Below are 17,903 nucleotides of genomic sequence, written 5' to 3'. Positions count from 1 at the left end.
GCATGCGCACATCGTAGAACGAAATTCACTCAGACAACGGATACGCGCAGCGCGTGTCACAGCCCAGCCCCGCCTGGACACCCCTAACTTAGCGGCATTGGCCGGACGGGCAGGCTCTGGGATGACCACATCTGCCGCTGCCACCTCGCTTTCTTGAGGTGGGCCGCTGGGTGGTCATCCCGTCGCCTGATTGAGGCCTATCACTTTGAGCCGGGCCCGCAAGCTTGCGCTGTCATCTTGCGTTGGTCTTTGGGTTGCGGGCCCGGCTCAAAGTGATTTGACGGCCTCAGGCGACGGGATGACCACCCAGCTCCGTGATTTGAGGCATCACCCGGCTCGGCCGTCGGGTCGAAGCAAACGTCGGCTTCGCCCAGCAGGTGCTCGGCGAAACCGGCCACAGCCGCGGCGAGCATGCAGGCGGCAGCAACAAATTCTCCTCGGGCACAGGTTTCCCGGCGGCGCCGGTGCGGCGGAACCGGCCTCGCTCCCGATCCTGCCGAACCGACGTACCAGGTCACAGGGATCTTCGGGCTCTCGGTCGAGGACCTTGGTCACCGGAGGGCTTCGGCCGATCGGATCACCGGCCGAGGGTGAACCCGAGCTCGCGCCCCCGTGCCCGCAGGTCGTCGCGGACGTCGGGGTGGGCCACCCGGTCCACGATCTGCCGAGCCTGCTCGCTGGAGTCGTTGCCCCAGATGGTCGCGGTGCCGTTCTCGCTGACGATGAAGCTGTGCTGGAAGGACGTGACGGGACCCGCCAGCCGGGGCACGACCGTCGACACGTCCGCCTTCGGGTGCCAGGACGGCAGCGCGATGATCGCCCGCCCGCCGGGGGAGTGCAGGGCGCCGACCACGAAGTCGGTCTGCCCGCCGAATCCGGAGTGGATCGAGCCGCGCACCCGGCTGGCGTTGGCCTGGGCGAACAGGTCGACCTCCAAGGCGCTGTTGACCGAGATGAGGGCGCGACGGCGGGCGATCACGGCGGGATCGTTGGTCTTCTCGGTGCGCAGCAGCCGGACCCGGGGGTTGCGGTCGATCCACCGGTACAGCTCGGCGCTGCCGAACACGAAGGACGCCGTGATGGGGACGGCCGGGTCCAGCGCGCCGGCCCGGTCGAGGCCGAGCACGCCGTCGCTGAACATCTCCGACCACACCGCGAGCCCGCGCCGCTCGGTCACCGCCGCCAGTGTCGCGTCCGGGATCCCGCCGATCCCGAGCTGCAGTGTCGCGCCGTCGGTCACCAGTTCGGCCACCCGGCCGCCGATCGTGCGGGCCGCGTCGCTCCACGGTCGCGGCTCGGGGGACAGGAGGGGCTCGTCGGCCTCGATGGCGTAGTCGATCTCGTCCAGGGGTAGCACGCCGTCGCCGTAGGTGACCGGCATGGCGGGGTTGAGCTGCGCCACGACCAGGCCACCGCGGGCTCGGACCGCTTCGATCGCGGCGGGCAGGATGTTGACTTCGGTGCCCAAGGACACCGTGCCGTCCACCGGGACGGACGTGTGGATCAGGACGACGTCCGGTGGGAGCGAGTGCTTGAGCAGCTCGGGGACCAGCGACAACCGGCACGGGAAGTACCGCAGACCGGCGCGGTCGCGCATCCCGGGTCCCACGAAAGGCGTTTCGAGGAGCACCCCTGCCCGGTCCGGCACACCCGCCTGCGCGTTGAGCGCGAACAGCCGGTACTCCGGCAGCGTGGCGTCCAGAACCGCCAGCGCCCGCCGGGGCGTGGCGAAGTTCCCGCTGACGACGACCCGGGGCGCCGGTCCCGGCACCCCCGCCAGCACCGCGCTCAGCTGCGACTCCGACAACATCCGCATCGGCGGCCTCTCCGTTCGTCGTTCCGTGCCGATCATGCCCGGACCGTGCGGTCCAGGCATGATGATCATGGCATCGGCCCGGCGTCACCCGAAGGGGCCTTTGTCCTTCTCCAGCAGGGACTTTGCGCCCTGCCACCCGGCATGGCGGCGGGAGAATCCTGAAGATCGAGGGACCGTCCCGCAGCCCCGGAAGCCTCCCCGAAGCGGGCGCCCTCGCCCAGAACGGTGGTGGCGGCCCGGGCCGCGTCCCCCTTCCCCTGCCGCCCGGCCGCCACCACCGGGTCTGGGCCGCGACCGTCGCGCCTGCCGATCCCGGTTGCGGAGTTCGGCGGCGAGCACGGCGGCTCCATCCTCCCTGCGTATCCGGTCATCTCCTCGAGGTCCGCGGCGCGCTCCCGGCCGGGCGGCCCGGAGCGGCCAAAGGTCCTCGCGTACGGGGACGAACGGCAGCAGCGTCCCGCCGCCGGTGAGTCCTACTTTCGAGTCGGATGCGTGATCCACGCACCGGAACCCGGAGGAAACAGGTCATGAGCGCAACCGGAAACCCGCCGGTGGTCGTCGCCGTCGACGGTTCGGAAACCGCCGCGGCGGCCGCGTTGTGGGCGGCCGGGGAAGCCGCCCGACGGCACGCGTCGCTGCTCGTCTTCACCGCGTACGGCTACGAGGACGCCGCGTTCGGCGGGAAGATGTCCCCGCCGTCCGACTGGCTCAGGATCAAGGAGGCCGAAGCCGACGAGCTGCTGCGCACGACGCGGGCGACCCTCGAAGCCGCCGTCCCCGGGCTGGCCGTGTCCACCGAGGCCAGTGACCGCGGGCCGGTCCCCGGCCTGCTGGCGGTCTCGGCGCGGGCGCGGATGCTGGTCACCGGGGAACCCGTCGGCGCGATCGCGGGCCTGTTCAGCGGCTCGCCCGACGTCGACCTCGCCGCGAAGGCGCACTGCCCGGTCGTGGTCGTGCGCGGGAACGAGTCCGTCGACGGCCCGGTGGTCGTCGGCGTCGACGGAAGCCCGCTGAGCGAAGCCGCGATCGCCTGGGCGTTCGAGGAAGCCTCGCTCCGCAATGCTCCGCTCGTCGCGCTGTACACCTGGCACGACGGGGACACCGCCGGCCTGTTCAGCGACGGCAACGTCGCGTTCCAGGGCGAAGCCGTTCAGGACTCCGGCCGGCGGCTGCTGGCTCAGCGGCTCGCCGGCTGGCAGGAAAAGTACCCGGACGTCCGGGTCGAGCGCCGGGTCGAGCACGACAAGCCCCGTTCCCGGTTGCTGTCGGAGAGCCACGGCGCGCAGCTGGTCGTGGTCGGCAGCCGCGGCCGGGGTGGTTTCACCGGGTTGGTACTGGGCTCGACGAGCCAGGCCCTGCTGCACCACGCGTCGTGCCCCGTCATGGTGGTCCGCACCGAGAAGGAGAAGTGAAGATGAACGCCGGAATGGTGTCCGCGGTGATGACCGCCGACCCGATCACCGTTTCCACGAAGACGCCGTTCAAGGACATCGCCCAGCTGCTCACCGGCAACGGGATCAGTGCGGTCGGCGTCCTCGACAAGACGGGTGCGCTGGTCGGCGTCGTCTCCGAAGCCGACCTGCTGCCGCACCTGTGGGAGGACCGCAAGCCCCGGTGGCGCGACCGCCGGCTGGCCCGCAAGGCGACGGCGTGCACGGCGGAGGACCTGATGACCAGCCCGGCCGTCACGATCGACGCCGAGGCCACGCTCGCCGCCGCCGCGGCCGAGTTCGCGCGCAGCGGCGTCCGCCGGCTGTTCGTGCTGCGGGGCGGAAAGGTGGCCGGGGTGCTGTCCCGCCGCGACCTGGTGGCGGTCTTCACCCGCGGCGACGCCGACCTCGAGCGCGAGATCACCGACCGCGTGCTGCGTGACCGGCTCGACCTCGGGCCCGACCGGGTTCGCGTGCAGGTCCGGGCCGGCGTCGTGACGGTCGTGGGGCGCGTGGAACGGCGCAGCGACATCGACCCGGTGACGCGGCTGATCCACGAGCTGTCCGGGGTGGTCGAGGTCCGCAACCGCCTGGACTACGTCTGGAACGACGTCGGTTGAGGAGCTCGGCGAGAGGTCGCCGAGAACAGCGCTGCCGGGGCGGGGAAGCTCGCCCAGTCCTTTTCGGACGAACTCCGGCTCGGGGCCCGGGACTGGCCGTCCACCCGGGCCCGGGGCCGGGACATCGGTTCGAGCCTGGTTCAGGCCGAGACCGCGAGGAGTACGTCATGACCACCCCGAAGACCTATCCCGTCCGGGTCGAGGCGACCTTGGACGAACCGCTGTCCCGCTGGCTCTGGCTGGTGAAACCGATCCTGGCGATCCCGCACTACGTCGTCCTGGCGTTCCTGTGGTTCGCCTACCCGTTCGCCACGATCGCCGCGTTCTTCGCGATCCTCGTCACCGGCCGGTACCCGCGGCCGTTGTTCGAGTTCACCACCGGTGTGCTGCGCTGGAGCTGGCGGGTGCAGTACTACTCCTGCGCCGCGCTCGGCACCGACCGGTATCCGCCGTTCACCTTCGCCGACGTCCCGGACTACCCGGCCCGGCTGGAAGTCGCCTACCCCGAAAAGCTTTCCCGCGGCCTGGTGCTGGTGAAGTGGTGGCTGCTGGCCATCCCGCACCTCGTCGTCGTCGGCCTGTTCGTCGGCGGCGGCAGCTGGCTGGCGGCTCGCTCCGGAAGCGACGACTTCACCTGGGCCGCCGGCGGTCTGGTCGGCGTCCTGGTGCTCGTCGCCGGCGTGGTGCTGCTGTTCACCGGCCGCTACCCGCGGCCGATCTTCGACTTCGTGCTCGGCATGGACCGCTGGGTGCTGCGGGTCGCGGCCTACGTGTCCCTGATGACCGACGAGTACCCGCCGTTCCGGCTCGACATGGGCGGCGGCGAAGCCGGCCACGAGCCGCCGCACGCGCACCCGGCCGGGCCGTCCGGCTGGACGGGCGGCCGGATCGCCGCCGCCGTCGCCGGCGCCGTGCTGGTGCTCGGCTCGATGGGGTTGCTGACCGGCGGCGGGGCGCTGCTGTGGGCCGACCGCACGCAACGCGACGCCGACGGCTACCTGACCGCGTCCACCACGGTCGCCGCGAGCGGCTACGCCGTCACGACCGACCCGGTGCAGGTGCACGGCATCTCCGGGTTCACGGCCTTCGCCGGCGACGTCCGGGTCCGGGCCACGAGCGCGGACGGCCGCCCGGTGTTCGTCGGCATCGGCCGCTCGGACGCCGTCGCCCGCTACCTGGCCGGCACCGAGTACACCACCCTCGCCGACCGCCGCACCGGCGACCGGACGCACCCGGGTGGTGCCCCGGCCGTCCCGCCCGGCGACGCCGCGGTGTGGGTGGCGAGCACCTCCGGCCCGGGCACCCAAAGCCTCGCCTGGCCGGTGCTCGACGGGCAATGGACCGCCGTCGTGATGAACGCCGATTCCGCACGCGGGATCTCCGTGCGGGCGGAAGCCGGCGCGACCGCGCCCGCCGTCGGCTGGATCGCGCTCGGCCTGCTGATCACCGGCGTCGTGGTGCTGGCCGGTGGGGCCGCCCTGATCGGGATCGCGGTGCACCGCGCCTCGGGGCGACCGGGGACGCCCACCACGCCCGAGCACTCCACTGTGGACGTCTGAGGAGGGAAGGGCCGTGCACGCGAAGCCGGGCGATCGGCTCGTCCTCAAGGGCCCGCGGGTCGACCCGCCGGACCGTCGCGGACGGATCCTGCAGGTGGGCTCGGCCGACGGCACCCCGCCGTACGTCGTCCGCTGGACGGCCGACGACCACGTGCCGACCGTGTTGCCCGGGCCCGGCGCCGTCTTGCGCACCGCCGAGGAGGAGCGGGCCCCGATCGCGCACCCGCCCTGTCCCGTGGCGGTGGTCCGACCCCGGCAGACCGGGAGGACACGGTGAAGACCCCGCGGACCCGGACCACGATGCGGCTGCTGGCCACGTTCGAGACGCTGTTCGCCGCGAGCGCGGTGTACGGCGGGATCTCGCTGGTCGTCGGAGCACCGGGGTTCACGATGCCGGTCGAGTGGCTCGCGCCGCTCGGGCTGACGAGCTGGGTGCTGCCCGGCATCGCGTTGGCACTCGGCATCGGCGGCGCGCTGGCGTGGGCTTCGGTGTTCGCCTGGCGGGCCGATTTCCGCGCGCCGATGGCGGCGCTCGCCGCCTGCGGCGTGCTGACCGGCTGGCTGGCGATCCAGTTCGGGGTGATCGGCGTGCGCGCGCCGGTCCAGTGGGTGACTGCCGGGCTGGTGGTCGCGCTGCTCGGTCTCGCGCTCCTCGCCCGGCACCGGGTGCGCCGTGCTCGCGGGAGAAGGGACGTAAGTCCCCGCGAGCGGTGACCGACGCCAGCGGCCACCGGAGTCCGGCCTTCCTAGGTTGGGAGGTGACAGGAAAGGAACTCCCGATGCGCGCACGCGACCTGATGACCTCGCCGGTGATCACCGTGCAGCCGTGGACTTCGGCCAAGGAGGCGGCCGAGCTGTTGTCCATGCACGGCTTCACCGCCCTGCCCGTGGTCGACGACGACGGCGGCCTGATCGGCATCGTCACCGAGGCCGACCTGATCCGCGGCCGGATCCCCGCCGACCCGCGCCAAGCCCACCGGCACCATGGTGCCGCCGTCGCCGGCAAGACGGTCGGGGACGTGATGACCAGTCCCGCCACGGCGATGGACACCGGCACCGACATCGCCGACCTGTGCCAGGCACTGGTGGACGCCCGCATCCGGGCGATGCCGATCGTCGACGGCTCGGCCGTCGTCGGCATCGTCACCCGTGGCGACATCGTCCGCATGCTCGCACGGGAAGACGCCGACATCGCCCGCGACGTCAAGCACCGCTTGGAAATCTACGGCGGCGGTGGCCGCTGGAAGATCGACGTCCGCGACGGCTGCGTCGCCATCACCGACCAGTACGACGACGACACCGACCGGCACGTCGCCCGGCTGCTGGCCTTGGCCGTGCCCGGCGTCGTCGCCGCCGAAACCGCTTACGCGGGTGAGGGGCAGGACCGATGACCACCACCGAACCGAGGATCACCGTCGGCGTCGACGGCTCGGCAGGCAGCTCCGCTGCCGTAGCCTGGGCGGCGAAGATCGCCTCCCTGCGCCACCTCCAGCTGAAGATCGTGCACGGCCTGCAGGTCGCCGGTCTCTACTACGGCGGCGGCATGACCGGCGTCGGCGCGGCGACGCTGTTCGAAGCCGTCCAAGCCGACGGCGAACGCGCCATCGCCGACGCCCGCGCGCTGGCCACCTCGATCGACAAGAACCTCCTCGTCACGACCGAACTGCCCAACGACCCGCCGGTGCCGACGCTGATCGAGGAGTCCCGGCACGCCCGGATGCTCGTCGTCGGCCGGACCGGCACGGGTGGCTTCGCCGACATGCTCCTCGGCGGTACCGCGGCGTCGGTCGCCGGTCACGCGCACTGCCCGGTCGCGGTCGTCCGCGGACGGCAGGAGTCCACCGCGGTTCCCGAGACGGGCCCGGTCGTGGTCGGCATCGACGGCAGCCCGAACAGCGAGCAGGCCATCGCCGTCGCGTTCGAGGAAGCCTCGCTGCGCGGTGTGCCGCTGGTGGCGGTGCACGCCTGGAACGACATCACCTACGAGGACACCCGCGGCACCGCCCGGATCCTGACCCAGCCGGAAAGCCTCGAAGAGAACGAAGAGCGGCTGCTGAGCCAGCGGCTCGCGGGCTGGCAGGAGAAGTACCCCGACGTCGAGGTCCGCCGGAAGCTGGTTCGCGACCGGCCGCGACACGCCCTGCTCGAGGAGAGCAAGACGGCTCAGCTGGTCGTCGTCGGCAGCCGCGGCCGTGGCGGTTTCACCGGCATGCTGCTGGGCTCGACCAGCCAGGCGCTGGTCCAGCACGCCGACTGCCCGGTGCTCGTGGTCCGCCCGGAGCCGAAGGCATGACCGCCGTCGACGCCCGGCCCGCGGTGCTCGGCAGCACCGAACTCACCCGGGTGGATGCCCTCTGGCGGGCCGCGAACTACCTCTCGGCAGGCCAGATCTACCTGATGGCGAATCCGCTGCTGCGCGAACCGCTGCGGCCCGAGCACGTCAAGCCGAGGCTGCTCGGGCACTGGGGAACCTCACCCGGCCTGAACTTCGTCTACGCCCACCTCAACCGCGCGATCCTGGCCCACGACCTGAACGCCATGCTCGTCACCGGCCCGGGCCACGGCGGCCCGGCGCTGCTGGCCAACACCTGGCTCGAAGGCAGCTACACCGAGGCGTGGCCGGAGGTCACGCGCGACATGGCGGGTATGCGGGAGCTGTTCAAGCAGTTCTCCTTCCCGGGCGGGGTGCCGAGCCACGTGGCGCCGCAGGTGCCCGGCTCGATCCACGAGGGCGGCGAGCTGGGCTACTCGCTCGCGCACGCCTTCGGGGCCGCGTTCGACAACCCGGGCCTGCTGGTGGCGTGCGTGGTCGGGGACGGTGAGGCCGAGACCGGGCCGCTGGCGACGTCGTGGCACGCCAACAAGTTCCTCGACCCCGCCCGTGACGGCGCGGTCCTGCCGATCCTGCACCTGAACGGCTACAAGATCGCCAACCCGACGGTGCTGTCGCGAATCCCGCGCGCCGAGCTCGACGCCCTGCTGCGCGGCTACGGGTACGCCCCGATCCACGTCGAGGGCAGCGATCCGGAGACGATGCACCAGGCGATGGCCGCCGCGCTGGACTCGGCGGTCGCGACCCTGGCGCAGCGGCGCGGGGTGTGGCCGATGATCGTGCTGCGCAGCCCCAAGGGCTGGACCGGTCCGGCCGTTGTGGACGGACAGCCGGTCGAGGGCACCTGGCGGTCCCACCAGGTGCCGCTGGCCGGCGTCCGGACGAACCCCGGCCACCTGAGGCAGCTGGACGAATGGCTGCGGTCCTACCGCCCCGAGGAGCTGTTCGACGCGGACGGCCGCCCGGTCGCCGACGTCACGGCGATGATCCCGGCGGGGGACCGGCGGATGGGCGCGAACCCGCACGCCAACGGCGGGGTGCTGCTGCGGCCGCTGACGTTGCCGGACACCGCGGCCCACGCGGTGCCCGTGCCGGCGCCGGGGGCGACGGTGGCCGAGCCGACCCGGGTGCTGGGCCGGTTCCTGCGGGACGTCTTCGCGCTCAACGCCGACCGGGCGAACTTCCGCCTGTTCGGCCCGGACGAGACGGCGTCCAACCGGCTCGACGCGGTCTACGAGGTCACCGGCAAGGAGTGGCAGGCCGCGGTCGAGCCGGCCGACGAGCACCTGGTGCGCGACGGACGCGTGCTCGAAGTGCTCTCGGAGCACCTGTGCCAGGGCTGGCTGGAGGGCTACCTGCTGTCCGGCCGGCACGGGCTGTTCTCCTGCTACGAGGCGTTCGTGCACATCGTCGACTCGATGGTGAACCAGCACATCAAGTGGCTGCGCGTGCACCGGCAGATCCCGTGGCGGCGGCCGGTCGCGTCGCTGAACTACCTGCTCACCTCGCACGTGTGGCGGCAGGACCACAACGGGTTCTCCCACCAGGACCCGGGGTTCGTCGACCACGTCGCGAACAAGAGCGCCGAGGTCGTGCGGGTGTACTTCCCGCCGGACACGAACACGCTGCTGGAGGTCGCGGCGCACTGCCTGCGGTCCCGCGACTACGTGAACGTGGTCGTGGCGGGGAAGAACGACACGCCGAACTGGCTCGACGCCGAGCAGGCGGCGCTGCACTGCGCACGCGGGGCGAGCATCTGGGAGTGGGCGAGCACCCACCCGGACCGGGAGCCCGACGTCGTCCTCGCCTGCGCCGGCGACGCCCCGACCCTGGAAGTCATGGCCGCCGCGAAGATCCTGCGGGAAGAACTGCCGGACCTGGCGGTGCGGGTGGTGAACGTGGTCGACCTGATGCGCCTGCAGCCGGAGGCCGAGCACCCGCACGGCCTTTCGGACCGGGAGTACGACGCGCTGTTCACCCCGGACCGCCCGGTGATCTTCGCCTACCACGGCTACCCGTGGCTGATCCACCGCCTGGCCTACCGCCGCACCGGCCACCACGACCTCCACGTGCGCGGCTACACCGAGCACGGCACCACGACCACGCCGTTCGACATGCTGGTGCTCAACCACATGGACCGGTTCCAGCTGGTGATCGACGTGATCGACCGGGTCCCGGGCCTGGCGGCGACGGCCGGGGTGCTGCGGCAGCGGATGACCGAGGCCCAGGGCCGCCACCAGCGGTGGATCCGGGAGCACGGCGAGGACCTGCCGGAGATCCGGAACTGGGCCTGGGAAGACTGAGAAGGACGGCCGCCGCGGTCCTCGTCCCGGCGGCTGGCCCGAAGCCGGAGTGGCCGGCCCCGGTCGGCTGATCGGCCGGCCGCATCGGTGACGAAGGTCCTCGCGGTTCGGGTAGTCCGGCCGCGTCGGCGGGGTACCGGATCGAGGTCTCCTTGTGGTGCGACGCCCGTCGTCGCGGAGAGGAGGAACACGATGACTGCGTTGGTGCCGGGTTCGCGCCTGGCGTTGCCGAGCATCGCGGCGTGGCTGGAGAACCCCTGGCCGTTCGCCGAGCACAACCCGGTCCGGATCGAGGAGTCCACGGTGGACGGACGGTACCTCGTGCGGGCCGAGCTGCCCGGTTTCGACCCGGAGAAGCACGTCTCCGTGACCACGCACAACGGGCTGCTGACCATCTCCGCCGAGCGTGAGGCGAAGGAGACCGCCGAAGGCGGCCGCAGTGAGTTCTACTACGGCACCTTCAGCCGCACGGTCAGCCTGCCGGCCGGGGCGGACCCGGCGAAGGTGAAGGCGACGTACACCGACGGCATCCTCGAGGTTTCGATGCCGGTTTCGGAGCACCCGCGCGACAAGCACGTCAAGATCCAGGTCACCAAGAACTAGGTGACCCTCCGCGGTGGGCGCGGCCCTCGGTCGGCCGCGCCCATCCTCGTGCCGTGAGGAGAAGCTATGACCCGGGCCCTGCTCGCGGACGGCGACGTGGTGCTGGTGCGCCCGCTGCACCCGGCCGACACCGCCGAGGTGCTCGCCCTGCACACCCGGCTCACCCAGCAGGACACCTACTTCCGCTTCTTCGGGGCGCGGCCGTCCGGGTTGGGCAAGCTGGTCGCGGAGATGACCGCCGAGCCCGATCCCGGGCACTACGCCGTGGGCTGCTACCGGCGCGGTGAGCTCGTCGGGGTCGCGAACTACGAAGTCCTCAAGGACACCACGGACGCCGAAGTCGCCCTCGTCGTGGACGCGTCCGTGCGCAAGCTGGGCGTGGCCACCCTGCTGATGGAGCACCTGGTCTCGCACGCCAGGAAGGTGGGCCTGGAACGGTTGCTCGCCGAGGTGCTCGCCGAGAACGCCAAGGTGCTCCGCGTCTTCGCCGACCTCGGCCTGCGGTTCGAGGCCGGCATCGGCGGTCCCGAGCGCGACGTCGTGATGAACCTCGACGAGGATCCGGCCTACCTGGACGCCGTGCTGGAGCGCGACTCGGTCGCCGACGCGGCCAGCCTGGCGCACCTGTTCCGGCCGTCCTCGATCGCCGTGATCGGCGCCGGACGGCGCCCGGGTTCGGTCGGCCACGCCGTCCTGGCCAACCTGGTCGCTTCCGGCTTCACCGGTCCGGTGGAAGCGGTGAACCCGCACGCGGGCGAGATCCTCGGCGTGCCCAGCGTCCCGTCCGTGGCGGCGCTGAGCCGCACTCCCGAACTCGCCGTGGTGTGCCTGCCCGCGCCGGCCGCCGCCGAGGCGGTCGAAGAATGCGGGAAGCGCGGCGTCCGCGCGGTCGTCGTCATCTCTTCGGGGCTGACCGGCACCGAAGCCGGTGACCGGGTCCGCGCGGCGGTCCGCGAGTACGGCATCCGGTTGGTCGGGCCGAACTGCCTCGGCATCCTGTCGACCGATCCGGCCCGTCCGCTGAACCTGACCTTCCTCGCCGGGCCGGTCAGGCCCGGCAACATCGGGGTCGTCACCCAGTCCGGCGGGGTCGGCATCGCGCTCGCGGAATCGCTGAACGACCTGGGCCTCGGCATGTCGGCGCTGGTCTCCACCGGCGACAAGTACGACGTCAGCGGCAACGACCTGCTGATGTGGTGGACCGCCGACCGGCGGACCGAACTGGCCGTGCTCTACCTCGAGTCCTTCGGCAACCCGCGCAAGTTCGGCCGGCTGGCCCGCCGGCTCGCCCGCACCCGGCCGGTGCTCGCCGTCCGCTCCGGCAGCGGCGACACCGCGCAGCGCGCGGCCGCGTCGCACACCGCGGCCGCGGCGACTCCCGCCGTCACCCGGGACGCCCTGTTCGAGCAGGCCGGGGTCATCGCCGTCGACACCGTCGCCGAGCTGGTGGACGTGATCGCGGGGTTGTCCTGGCAGTTGCTGCCGGGCGGCCCACGCGTGGCGGTGGTGAGCAACGCCGGGGGCGCCGGGGTGCTGGCCGCCGACGCCTGCGAGCGCGAGGGCCTGGTCATGGCCGACCTCGCCGAGGAGACCCGTGACCGGCTCGCCAAGCTGCTGCCGGCCGAGGCGGCCGTGCGGAACCCGGTCGACACGACGGCGGCCGTGCGTGCGGAGGTGTTCGCCGACGCGTTGCGTGCCGTGCTCGCCGATGACGGTGTCGACGCGGTGATCGCCGCCACCGTGCCCACCGCTGTCGGCGATCCCGGCACGTCGCTCGCCGCGGTGCTGCCGCCCGAGTACAAGACCGTTTTCGCGGTCCGGCCGGGGCAGCGGGCCCGGGTCGCGCCGCTGGTCCCGGGCGCGGGCGTGACGGCCTGCTACGACGATCCGGCCGCGGCGGCTGCGGTGCTGGCCCGGCTGGTCCGGTACGAGCAGTGGCTGAACCGGCCGGAGCCCGCCGAGTCCGTGACTCCGCCGGCCGATCCCGGTGCGCTGCGGGCGTTCGTCGCCGGGCGCGCAGGCTGGCTTTCGCCCGCGGACGCCGTCGAGCTGCTGCGGCTGGCCGAGATCCCGATGGTGGAGACGCACTACCTCGAGGCCGGCGACTCGATGGCCGCCGCGGCCGCCGACCTCGGCTCGCCGGTCGTGCTCAAGGCCGACGCCGACGGTCTGCTGCACAAGACCGCCGGCGGCGGCGTGCTGCTCAACGTGCACGGCGCCGACCGGATCCTGGAGGCGTTCCGCACCCTGCGGTCCCGCTTCGGCTCGGCCCTGCGCGGGGTCACCGTGCAGCCGATGGCCGAACCGGGCCGGGAACTGCTGGTCGGCGTGCGCTCGGACCCGGTGTTCGGCCCGCTGGTCGTGTTCGGTCTCGGCGGCGTCGACACCGACCTGATCGCCGACCGCGCCGCCCGGCTCGCCCCGCTCACCGGCGCCGACGCCGACCTGCTGCTGGACGGCTTGCGCTCGTCGAAGGCGCTCTGGGCGTCGGGCCTGGACCGGGCGGCGGTGCGCGAGCTGCTGCTGAAGGTCAGCCGGCTCGCGGAGCTGGTGCCGGAACTGGCCGAACTGGACCTCAACCCGGTGCGGGTCCGGTCCGACGGCTGCGTGGCCCTCGATGTGCGCGCCCGCCTGGAGGCCGCCGCGAGCGAAGACCCGTTCCTGCGGCGGCTGCGAGACTGAAGGGAGTGACCGTGGACGCCGAAGTCGTGCCGCACACCGAAACCGATCGGGTCGGCACCGCGCCGGGCTCGCCGGTGCCCGCCCTGATCGTCCTGCCCCGGGAAGACCCGGAGCCTGCCCGCGGCGCCGAAGAGGCGCTCGCCCGAGTGTCCGTGAGGTGACCCGTGCACGTCCTCCTGACCGAATCCTCCTTCGGCGACTCCGATTTCCTGCTGCAACCCCTGCGTGACGCGGGCTGCCTGGTCAGCCGGTGCCACAGCCGCGCCGGGCTCTGCCGCGCGCTGGCGGTCGGGGGCCGCTGCCCGCTCGACGAGCCGTTCGCCCAGCCCGACCTCGTCGTCGACGTCCGCGGGCAGGGCGGTGAACTGACCGCACGCGAGTACGGCGTCGTCTGCGCGGTCCGCGACCGCGTGCCCGTCGCGCTGGTGTCCCCGGACGCGTGCGTGCGAGCCGAGGTACCGCCGGGGCTGGAGAACCGCGTCACCGTGATCGACGTCGAGGGCCTGCTGGCGACCTGCCGGGCTGCGTCGGAACACCTGGGTGCCGGCGGGTGATCGAACGCCGGATTCAGGCGGGAGCGAGCCGGTGGGCCGCCTCCGGGGTGATGACCACGACCGGGCACCGCGAGAAGCGCACGCACTCCCGGCCGACGCTGCCGAGCACCAGGTCCGCCATCGCGCCGCCGCGGTGGGTGCCGAGGACCAGCAGGTCCGCGTCCGCCGAGGCGGTGACCAGTTCGGTCGCCGGGTCGCCGTGCACCGTGCGGGTATCCAGCCGTGCCGCGGTGTCGATGGCCAGCCCGGCGACGTGCTCGTCCAGCGAGTAACCGGCTTCGGGCACGCGGCCGTGGGGGTGGATCGCGAACGACGTCCCGGGCAGCAGCGTGTCGCGCGGCCGGACGAGGATCGCGCGGACCGTGTCGCCGGCGTGCGCGCCGATCTTCAGCGCCCACTGCAGGGCGGCGTCGCCGTGGGGCGTGCCGTCGACGCCGACGACGAGCACGCGGCCGGTGGGTGAGTCCATGATCTGCCTTCTTTCCTCCGGTGTTGCCTCGATCGTGTGGCGGGGGAGGCGTGCGCCGGTAGGGGACGAATTCCGCCGGACCGAGGGACTTTGTGCTCCGGTGCCGGTCCGGTGGCCGCGGGGGGAGTCGGTCAGCTCGAAGTCTGATCGAGGGTGAGCTGCCCGAGGTGGAAGGCGAAGTGCCGGGCCGGGTAGCGGTAGACGTCGGCCAGCGTCATGTACGGCCGGAAGAAGGGGTCCCACCGGGTCGGGTAGTGCATCCCGCGGTCGAGGTCGGCTTCGGTGACCCGGTCGAGGCTGCGGTGGAGTGAGGCGACGATGCGGTCGAGCCAGGCGGCCGCGAGCCGCGGGCCGAGCAGGCCGCCGCCGCAGGACCCGAGGTAGTTGATCACGTGGAACGCGGGCGCGGCTCCGTTCAGCAGGGCGGCGAACCCGCGGCTCACGGGGTCCGGCAGGCGGCCGAAGAAGCGGACCAGGAGCAGCAGGGCACGAACCACCTGGTAGCCGAACACCAGGTGGAACAGCAGCTGCCGATTGGTCCACCGGGTACCTCTCGACCGGCGGCGGAGCCCGGTGGCGGTGGCTGCGGCCACGAGTGCGTGGAGCGTGGCGCGGTCGTGCTCCCACTGCTCGTGCGCTGCCTGACGATCCATGGTCGAGCCCTCCGGGGCGCGGTTCCGGTCGAGCATCGCACGGCGCGGCTGAAACCCGTCTCAGGCCCGAGGCCCGCGGGAGGCCTTTGGTCCCTTCGGCTCGTGACGCGTTGCCGTCGCGGGCGGACGCCGCCGCCGGTGATGCTGGGTGTGTTCGTCCCCCCCAGGAACCGGAGCCCGACGATGAGCCGACCACTGCCCGGCGTGTTCGACCAGGCCCTCGCCTCGGCTGTGCGCGCGCCGTCGCCGCACAACACCCAGCCCTGGCGGTTCGTCGTCGAGCACGACGTGATCGAGGTGTGGCTGGACCGTGAGCGCCTGCTCACCGTGGCCGACCCGCACGGGCGGGAGGCGCGGCTGGCGTGCGGTGCCGCCGCGTTCAACCTGGTCATCTGCCTGCGGGCCAACGGGCTCGCGGTCAAGGTGCGGATGCTGCCCGATCCAGCCGAACCGGACCTGGTCGCGGTGATCGGGCTCGACGGCAACCAGAAGGCCACCGCCGCCGAGCGCACGCTCGCCGAGGCCGTGTTCCGCCGCCACACCAACCGGCGCCCGATGCTGGACAAGGACGTGCCGTCCGCGGTGCGGTCCGCGCTCAAGTCCGCGGCGCTGCAGGAAGGCGGCCAGGTCGAATACCTCGACGCGTCGGGTCGCTACACGCCGGTGGCGTCGCTGGTCCGGCAGGCCGAGGCGCTGCAGGCCGAGGACGCGGCGTTCCGGGCGGAGGCCGCCTACTGGACCCATCGCGAGGCCGACAGCCCCGACGGCGTCCCGAAGATCGCGTCCGGGCCGCCGCCGCACGGCCCGGGTGTCGTGTCGCTGCGGGCGTCGCACGAGAACGAGGACCTGCCCCCACGCGAATACGAACAGGAGCCGCTGCTCGGTGCGGTGCTGACCCGTGACAAAGGGCCGCACGCGGAGGTGCGGGCCGGGATGGCGATGCAGCGGGTGCTGCTGACCGCGACCGCCGAAGGACTGGCCACGTCGTTCCTGTCGCAGCCGTTCGAAACCCCGCACACGCGGGAGTCGCTCGATCGCCTCTTCGCCGGGCTCGGGCAGCCGCACACCCTGCTGCGCATCGGGTACGGCTACCCGACGCGGCTCACGAGCCGCCGGCCGGTCGAGGACGTCCTGACCCACCGCGCCGGGCCCGACGTGCCGTCGGACTAAGGCTCGGACACGGCCGGCGGGCCGCGGATTCCCGGCTGTTCCGGGCCGGCGAAGGGTCCAAAGGCCTCAGGGCGCCGCCGCAGGACCTCCCCAGCGGCGCGGACGAGTCCCGGCGCGCCGGGGACCAAGGCCTCTTCGAACGGTTCCGGAAATCGATGATCCTGGTGGTACCAGGGATTGGCCAGGTCGTCGCCGCCCGGGGCATGCTCAAGGGCGAACCGGTGACGATCTGGGTGGACCGGACCGGCAACCCGGTGGCACCGCCGCTGAACAGCGCCGGCGTGGTCGTCGAAGCCGTCGGCGTCGGGCTCGGCCTGTGGCTCGGCGCGCTGGCGCTGCTGGCCGCCTGCTACCGGCTCACGGTGTCCTCCCTCGACCGCTTCCGCTTCGCCCGCTGGCAGCAGGAGTGGTTCGCCGACCTGGATCGCAAAACCCGTTCTTGAGGACGAAGAGAAGGTGAAACTGACATGACCACGGCAAACCAGGGCGACATCGTCGTCGGTGTGGACCATTCGGCGATCAGCGTCGCCGCGCTGCGCTGGGCGGTGTCCGAGGCGGCGGTGAGCGGCCGTCGGGTCGTTGCGCTGCGTGCGTGAGGCGAACTGCTCCGTGGTGGTGATCCCGGCGCGGACGGTTCCGGAACCGGAGAAGGAAACGGTGCGGACGCCGGAGCCCGCGGGCAACTACTACCCGGGCCCGCTGCTGTGAAGGAGATCCGGATGCCCAGCCGCCGCAAGGTGGGTTCGGTGATGACGACCCGAGTCGCCACCGTCGGACCGGACGCCCGTTCAAGGCCGTCGCCGGAATCTTGAGCTCGCACGAACCGCACAACTGAACCGACGGCCCACGCGAGAGCGGCCACCGTCCGAATCGGACGGTGACCGCTTTCCCGTGGGTGCCGCTGCGGAACAGGGCGACCTTCGGCGATGCCTTCCCTTCTTCTCCTTGCCAGGAAAACGGGAAGGGGCGCCCGCCGGTCGCGGGCGCCCTGGGGCGAAGTGCTCACCGCAGCCACGTGCGGTCGCCGGCGAGGGCGGCCCAGCGGCGGCCGAGGCCCCATGTGTTCCCGGCCGCGGTGGCGGCGAGTGCGATGAGGACGAGGGCGTAGATGATGTGGTAGTCGATGACGGGGTTGGTGGAGTGGGTGGCTTGGCCGGTGCTGGTGCTGAGGGCGAAGGGCCATTCGGCGGCCCACATCATGAGCATCATCAGTGAGCCGGCGGCGGCGCTCAGGCGCAGGCCGATGCCGGCGATGACGGCGGTGCCGATGCCGGCGAGGCCGAGCATGAAGAGTGTGTCGGCCCACCAGGTGCCGGCCCAGGCGTGGAACATGGACTGGAAGGGGCCGGCGTCGACGCCGCTGAGGAAGCCCTTGGTCGGGGAGCCGCCGCTGATCCAGGCCCCCTTGCCCGGAGTGGCGTAGCCGAACCCGAACAGCTTGTCCAGGAACGCCCACAGGAACACGAACCCGGTGGCGAACCGCAGAACGGCGAGGGATTTCCCGGCGATCGTCGGTTCGGCGACGAAGTCGGGGACCGTCGCCGGCTCGGTGGCCCGCTGGGTGGGGACACGGCTCGAGGTGGTCTTCTTTTCATCCGGTCGGATGGACATGGGGAAACCTCCGTTCCTCGGTGTTGCCCTCAGTTTCTGCCGTCGCCGCGGCCCGGTCTCGGGTCGAAGGTCCCCGGCCGGGAGGCCCTTGGGTGCTCGTT

At 72.4% G+C, this 17,903-nt stretch carries 19 protein-coding genes; 15 read left to right on the top strand and 4 right to left on the bottom strand.

Annotated features, from left to right (window positions below; translation table 11 throughout):
- Window positions 1-577: 577 nt before the first annotated feature.
- Window positions 578-1,816, bottom strand: coding sequence for an acetyl-CoA hydrolase/transferase family protein (locus tag ACWEGE_RS43235; RefSeq protein WP_449666319.1), 1,239 nt, complete (start codon window positions 1,814-1,816; stop codon window positions 578-580).
- A gap of 527 nt (window positions 1,817-2,343) precedes the next feature.
- Here ACWEGE_RS43235 and ACWEGE_RS43230 point away from each other — a divergent pair.
- The 12 genes from ACWEGE_RS43230 to ACWEGE_RS43175 all read left to right on the top strand — a co-directional run bounded on the left by ACWEGE_RS43230 (window position 2,344) and on the right by ACWEGE_RS43175 (window position 13,899).
- Entirely contained in the window at window positions 2,344-3,228 is an 885-nt protein-coding gene (locus tag ACWEGE_RS43230) for a universal stress protein (protein WP_449666318.1), read from the top strand.
- A 2-nt stretch (window positions 3,229-3,230) separates the two neighbouring features.
- Complete coding sequence (locus tag ACWEGE_RS43225; RefSeq protein ID WP_449666317.1) at window positions 3,231-3,866, top strand: CBS domain-containing protein; 636 nt, start codon at window positions 3,231-3,233, stop codon at window positions 3,864-3,866.
- 167 nt (window positions 3,867-4,033) lie between these two features.
- On the top strand, window positions 4,034-5,425 hold the full coding sequence (locus ACWEGE_RS43220) for a DUF4389 domain-containing protein (RefSeq protein ID WP_449666316.1): 1,392 nt from the start codon (window positions 4,034-4,036) through the stop codon (window positions 5,423-5,425).
- A gap of 13 nt (window positions 5,426-5,438) precedes the next feature.
- The gene (locus ACWEGE_RS43215; protein WP_449666315.1) at window positions 5,439-5,702 is read left to right on the top strand and encodes a DUF1918 domain-containing protein; all 264 of its coding nucleotides are present in this window, start codon (window positions 5,439-5,441) and stop codon (window positions 5,700-5,702) included.
- On the top strand, window positions 5,699-6,139 hold the full coding sequence (locus ACWEGE_RS43210) for a hypothetical protein (protein WP_449666314.1): 441 nt from the start codon (window positions 5,699-5,701) through the stop codon (window positions 6,137-6,139). Before ACWEGE_RS43215 ends, ACWEGE_RS43210 begins: the two co-directional genes overlap by 4 nt.
- 65 nt (window positions 6,140-6,204) lie before the next feature.
- The gene (locus ACWEGE_RS43205; protein WP_449666313.1) at window positions 6,205-6,816 is read left to right on the top strand and encodes a CBS domain-containing protein; all 612 of its coding nucleotides are present in this window, start codon (window positions 6,205-6,207) and stop codon (window positions 6,814-6,816) included.
- Window positions 6,813-7,718, top strand: a complete 906-nt coding sequence (locus ACWEGE_RS43200) for a universal stress protein (protein ID WP_449666312.1) — start codon at window positions 6,813-6,815, stop codon at window positions 7,716-7,718. The genes ACWEGE_RS43205 and ACWEGE_RS43200 overlap by 4 nt, the downstream gene beginning before the upstream one ends.
- Window positions 7,715-10,060 (top strand): phosphoketolase family protein, encoded by a 2,346-nt coding sequence (locus tag ACWEGE_RS43195; protein ID WP_449666311.1) that lies wholly within the window; start codon window positions 7,715-7,717, stop codon window positions 10,058-10,060. The genes ACWEGE_RS43200 and ACWEGE_RS43195 overlap by 4 nt, the downstream gene beginning before the upstream one ends.
- Before the next feature lie 192 nt (window positions 10,061-10,252).
- On the top strand, window positions 10,253-10,663 hold the full coding sequence (locus tag ACWEGE_RS43190; protein WP_449666310.1) for an Hsp20/alpha crystallin family protein: 411 nt from the start codon (window positions 10,253-10,255) through the stop codon (window positions 10,661-10,663).
- Window positions 10,664-10,729: 66 nt separating this feature from the next.
- Entirely contained in the window at window positions 10,730-13,345 is a 2,616-nt protein-coding gene (locus ACWEGE_RS43185; RefSeq protein ID WP_449666309.1) for a GNAT family N-acetyltransferase, read from the top strand.
- Window positions 13,346-13,356: 11 nt separating this feature from the next.
- Window positions 13,357-13,506: a hypothetical protein gene (locus ACWEGE_RS43180; protein ID WP_449666307.1), complete on the top strand. Its 150-nt coding sequence runs from the start codon at window positions 13,357-13,359 to the stop codon at window positions 13,504-13,506.
- A 3-nt stretch (window positions 13,507-13,509) separates the two neighbouring features.
- A complete protein-coding gene (locus ACWEGE_RS43175) occupies window positions 13,510-13,899 on the top strand; it encodes a hypothetical protein (protein WP_449666306.1) in 390 nt (129 codons plus the stop codon).
- 13 nt (window positions 13,900-13,912) lie between these two features.
- Here the strand turns inward: ACWEGE_RS43175 and ACWEGE_RS43170 are convergent, their stop codons facing one another.
- Both ACWEGE_RS43170 and ACWEGE_RS43165 read right to left on the bottom strand, forming a co-directional pair.
- Window positions 13,913-14,368, bottom strand: coding sequence for a universal stress protein (locus ACWEGE_RS43170; protein ID WP_449666304.1), 456 nt, complete (start codon window positions 14,366-14,368; stop codon window positions 13,913-13,915).
- A gap of 131 nt (window positions 14,369-14,499) precedes the next feature.
- On the bottom strand, window positions 14,500-15,021 hold the full coding sequence (locus ACWEGE_RS43165; RefSeq protein ID WP_449666303.1) for a DinB family protein: 522 nt from the start codon (window positions 15,019-15,021) through the stop codon (window positions 14,500-14,502).
- A 183-nt stretch (window positions 15,022-15,204) separates the two neighbouring features.
- Here ACWEGE_RS43165 and ACWEGE_RS43160 point away from each other — a divergent pair, with 183 nt between their 5' ends.
- The 3 genes from ACWEGE_RS43160 (at window position 15,205) to ACWEGE_RS43150 (ending at window position 16,787) form a co-directional block, all read left to right on the top strand.
- Window positions 15,205-16,191, top strand: coding sequence for an Acg family FMN-binding oxidoreductase (locus ACWEGE_RS43160; RefSeq protein ID WP_449666302.1), 987 nt, complete (start codon window positions 15,205-15,207; stop codon window positions 16,189-16,191).
- Window positions 16,192-16,355: 164 nt separating this feature from the next.
- Entirely contained in the window at window positions 16,356-16,634 is a 279-nt protein-coding gene (locus ACWEGE_RS43155) for a hypothetical protein (protein WP_449666301.1), read from the top strand.
- A gap of 24 nt (window positions 16,635-16,658) precedes the next feature.
- Window positions 16,659-16,787: a hypothetical protein gene (locus ACWEGE_RS43150; RefSeq protein WP_449666300.1), complete on the top strand. Its 129-nt coding sequence runs from the start codon at window positions 16,659-16,661 to the stop codon at window positions 16,785-16,787.
- A 406-nt stretch (window positions 16,788-17,193) separates the two neighbouring features.
- Here the strand turns inward: ACWEGE_RS43150 and ACWEGE_RS43145 are convergent, their stop codons facing one another.
- Window positions 17,194-17,802: a hypothetical protein gene (locus ACWEGE_RS43145; RefSeq protein ID WP_449666299.1), complete on the bottom strand. Its 609-nt coding sequence runs from the start codon at window positions 17,800-17,802 to the stop codon at window positions 17,194-17,196.
- Between the last annotated feature and the right edge of the window lie 101 nt (window positions 17,803-17,903).

Source organism: Amycolatopsis sp. NPDC004747 (genome assembly GCF_053601335.1).
This window is presented reverse-complemented; position numbering and strand designations above follow the sequence as displayed.

Excerpts from the sequence above, each read along its gene's own strand:
- ACWEGE_RS43235 (WP_449666319.1), bottom strand. The coding sequence starts at position 1,816 with ATGCGGATGTTGTCGGAGTCGCAGCTGAGCGCGGTGCTGGCGGGGGTG.
- ACWEGE_RS43230 (WP_449666318.1), top strand. The coding sequence starts at position 2,344 with ATGAGCGCAACCGGAAACCCGCCGGTGGTCGTCGCCGTCGACGGTTCG.
- ACWEGE_RS43225 (WP_449666317.1), top strand. The coding sequence starts at position 3,231 with ATGAACGCCGGAATGGTGTCCGCGGTGATGACCGCCGACCCGATCACC.
- ACWEGE_RS43220 (WP_449666316.1), top strand. The coding sequence starts at position 4,034 with ATGACCACCCCGAAGACCTATCCCGTCCGGGTCGAGGCGACCTTGGAC.
- ACWEGE_RS43205 (WP_449666313.1), top strand. The coding sequence starts at position 6,205 with ATGCGCGCACGCGACCTGATGACCTCGCCGGTGATCACCGTGCAGCCG.
- ACWEGE_RS43200 (WP_449666312.1), top strand. The coding sequence starts at position 6,813 with ATGACCACCACCGAACCGAGGATCACCGTCGGCGTCGACGGCTCGGCA.
- ACWEGE_RS43195 (WP_449666311.1), top strand. The coding sequence starts at position 7,715 with ATGACCGCCGTCGACGCCCGGCCCGCGGTGCTCGGCAGCACCGAACTC.
- ACWEGE_RS43190 (WP_449666310.1), top strand. The coding sequence starts at position 10,253 with ATGACTGCGTTGGTGCCGGGTTCGCGCCTGGCGTTGCCGAGCATCGCG.
- ACWEGE_RS43185 (WP_449666309.1), top strand. The coding sequence starts at position 10,730 with ATGACCCGGGCCCTGCTCGCGGACGGCGACGTGGTGCTGGTGCGCCCG.
- ACWEGE_RS43170 (WP_449666304.1), bottom strand. The coding sequence starts at position 14,368 with ATGGACTCACCCACCGGCCGCGTGCTCGTCGTCGGCGTCGACGGCACG.
- ACWEGE_RS43165 (WP_449666303.1), bottom strand. The coding sequence starts at position 15,021 with ATGGATCGTCAGGCAGCGCACGAGCAGTGGGAGCACGACCGCGCCACG.
- ACWEGE_RS43160 (WP_449666302.1), top strand. The coding sequence starts at position 15,205 with ATGAGCCGACCACTGCCCGGCGTGTTCGACCAGGCCCTCGCCTCGGCT.
- ACWEGE_RS43150 (WP_449666300.1), top strand. The coding sequence starts at position 16,659 with ATGACCACGGCAAACCAGGGCGACATCGTCGTCGGTGTGGACCATTCG.
- ACWEGE_RS43145 (WP_449666299.1), bottom strand. The coding sequence starts at position 17,802 with ATGTCCATCCGACCGGATGAAAAGAAGACCACCTCGAGCCGTGTCCCC.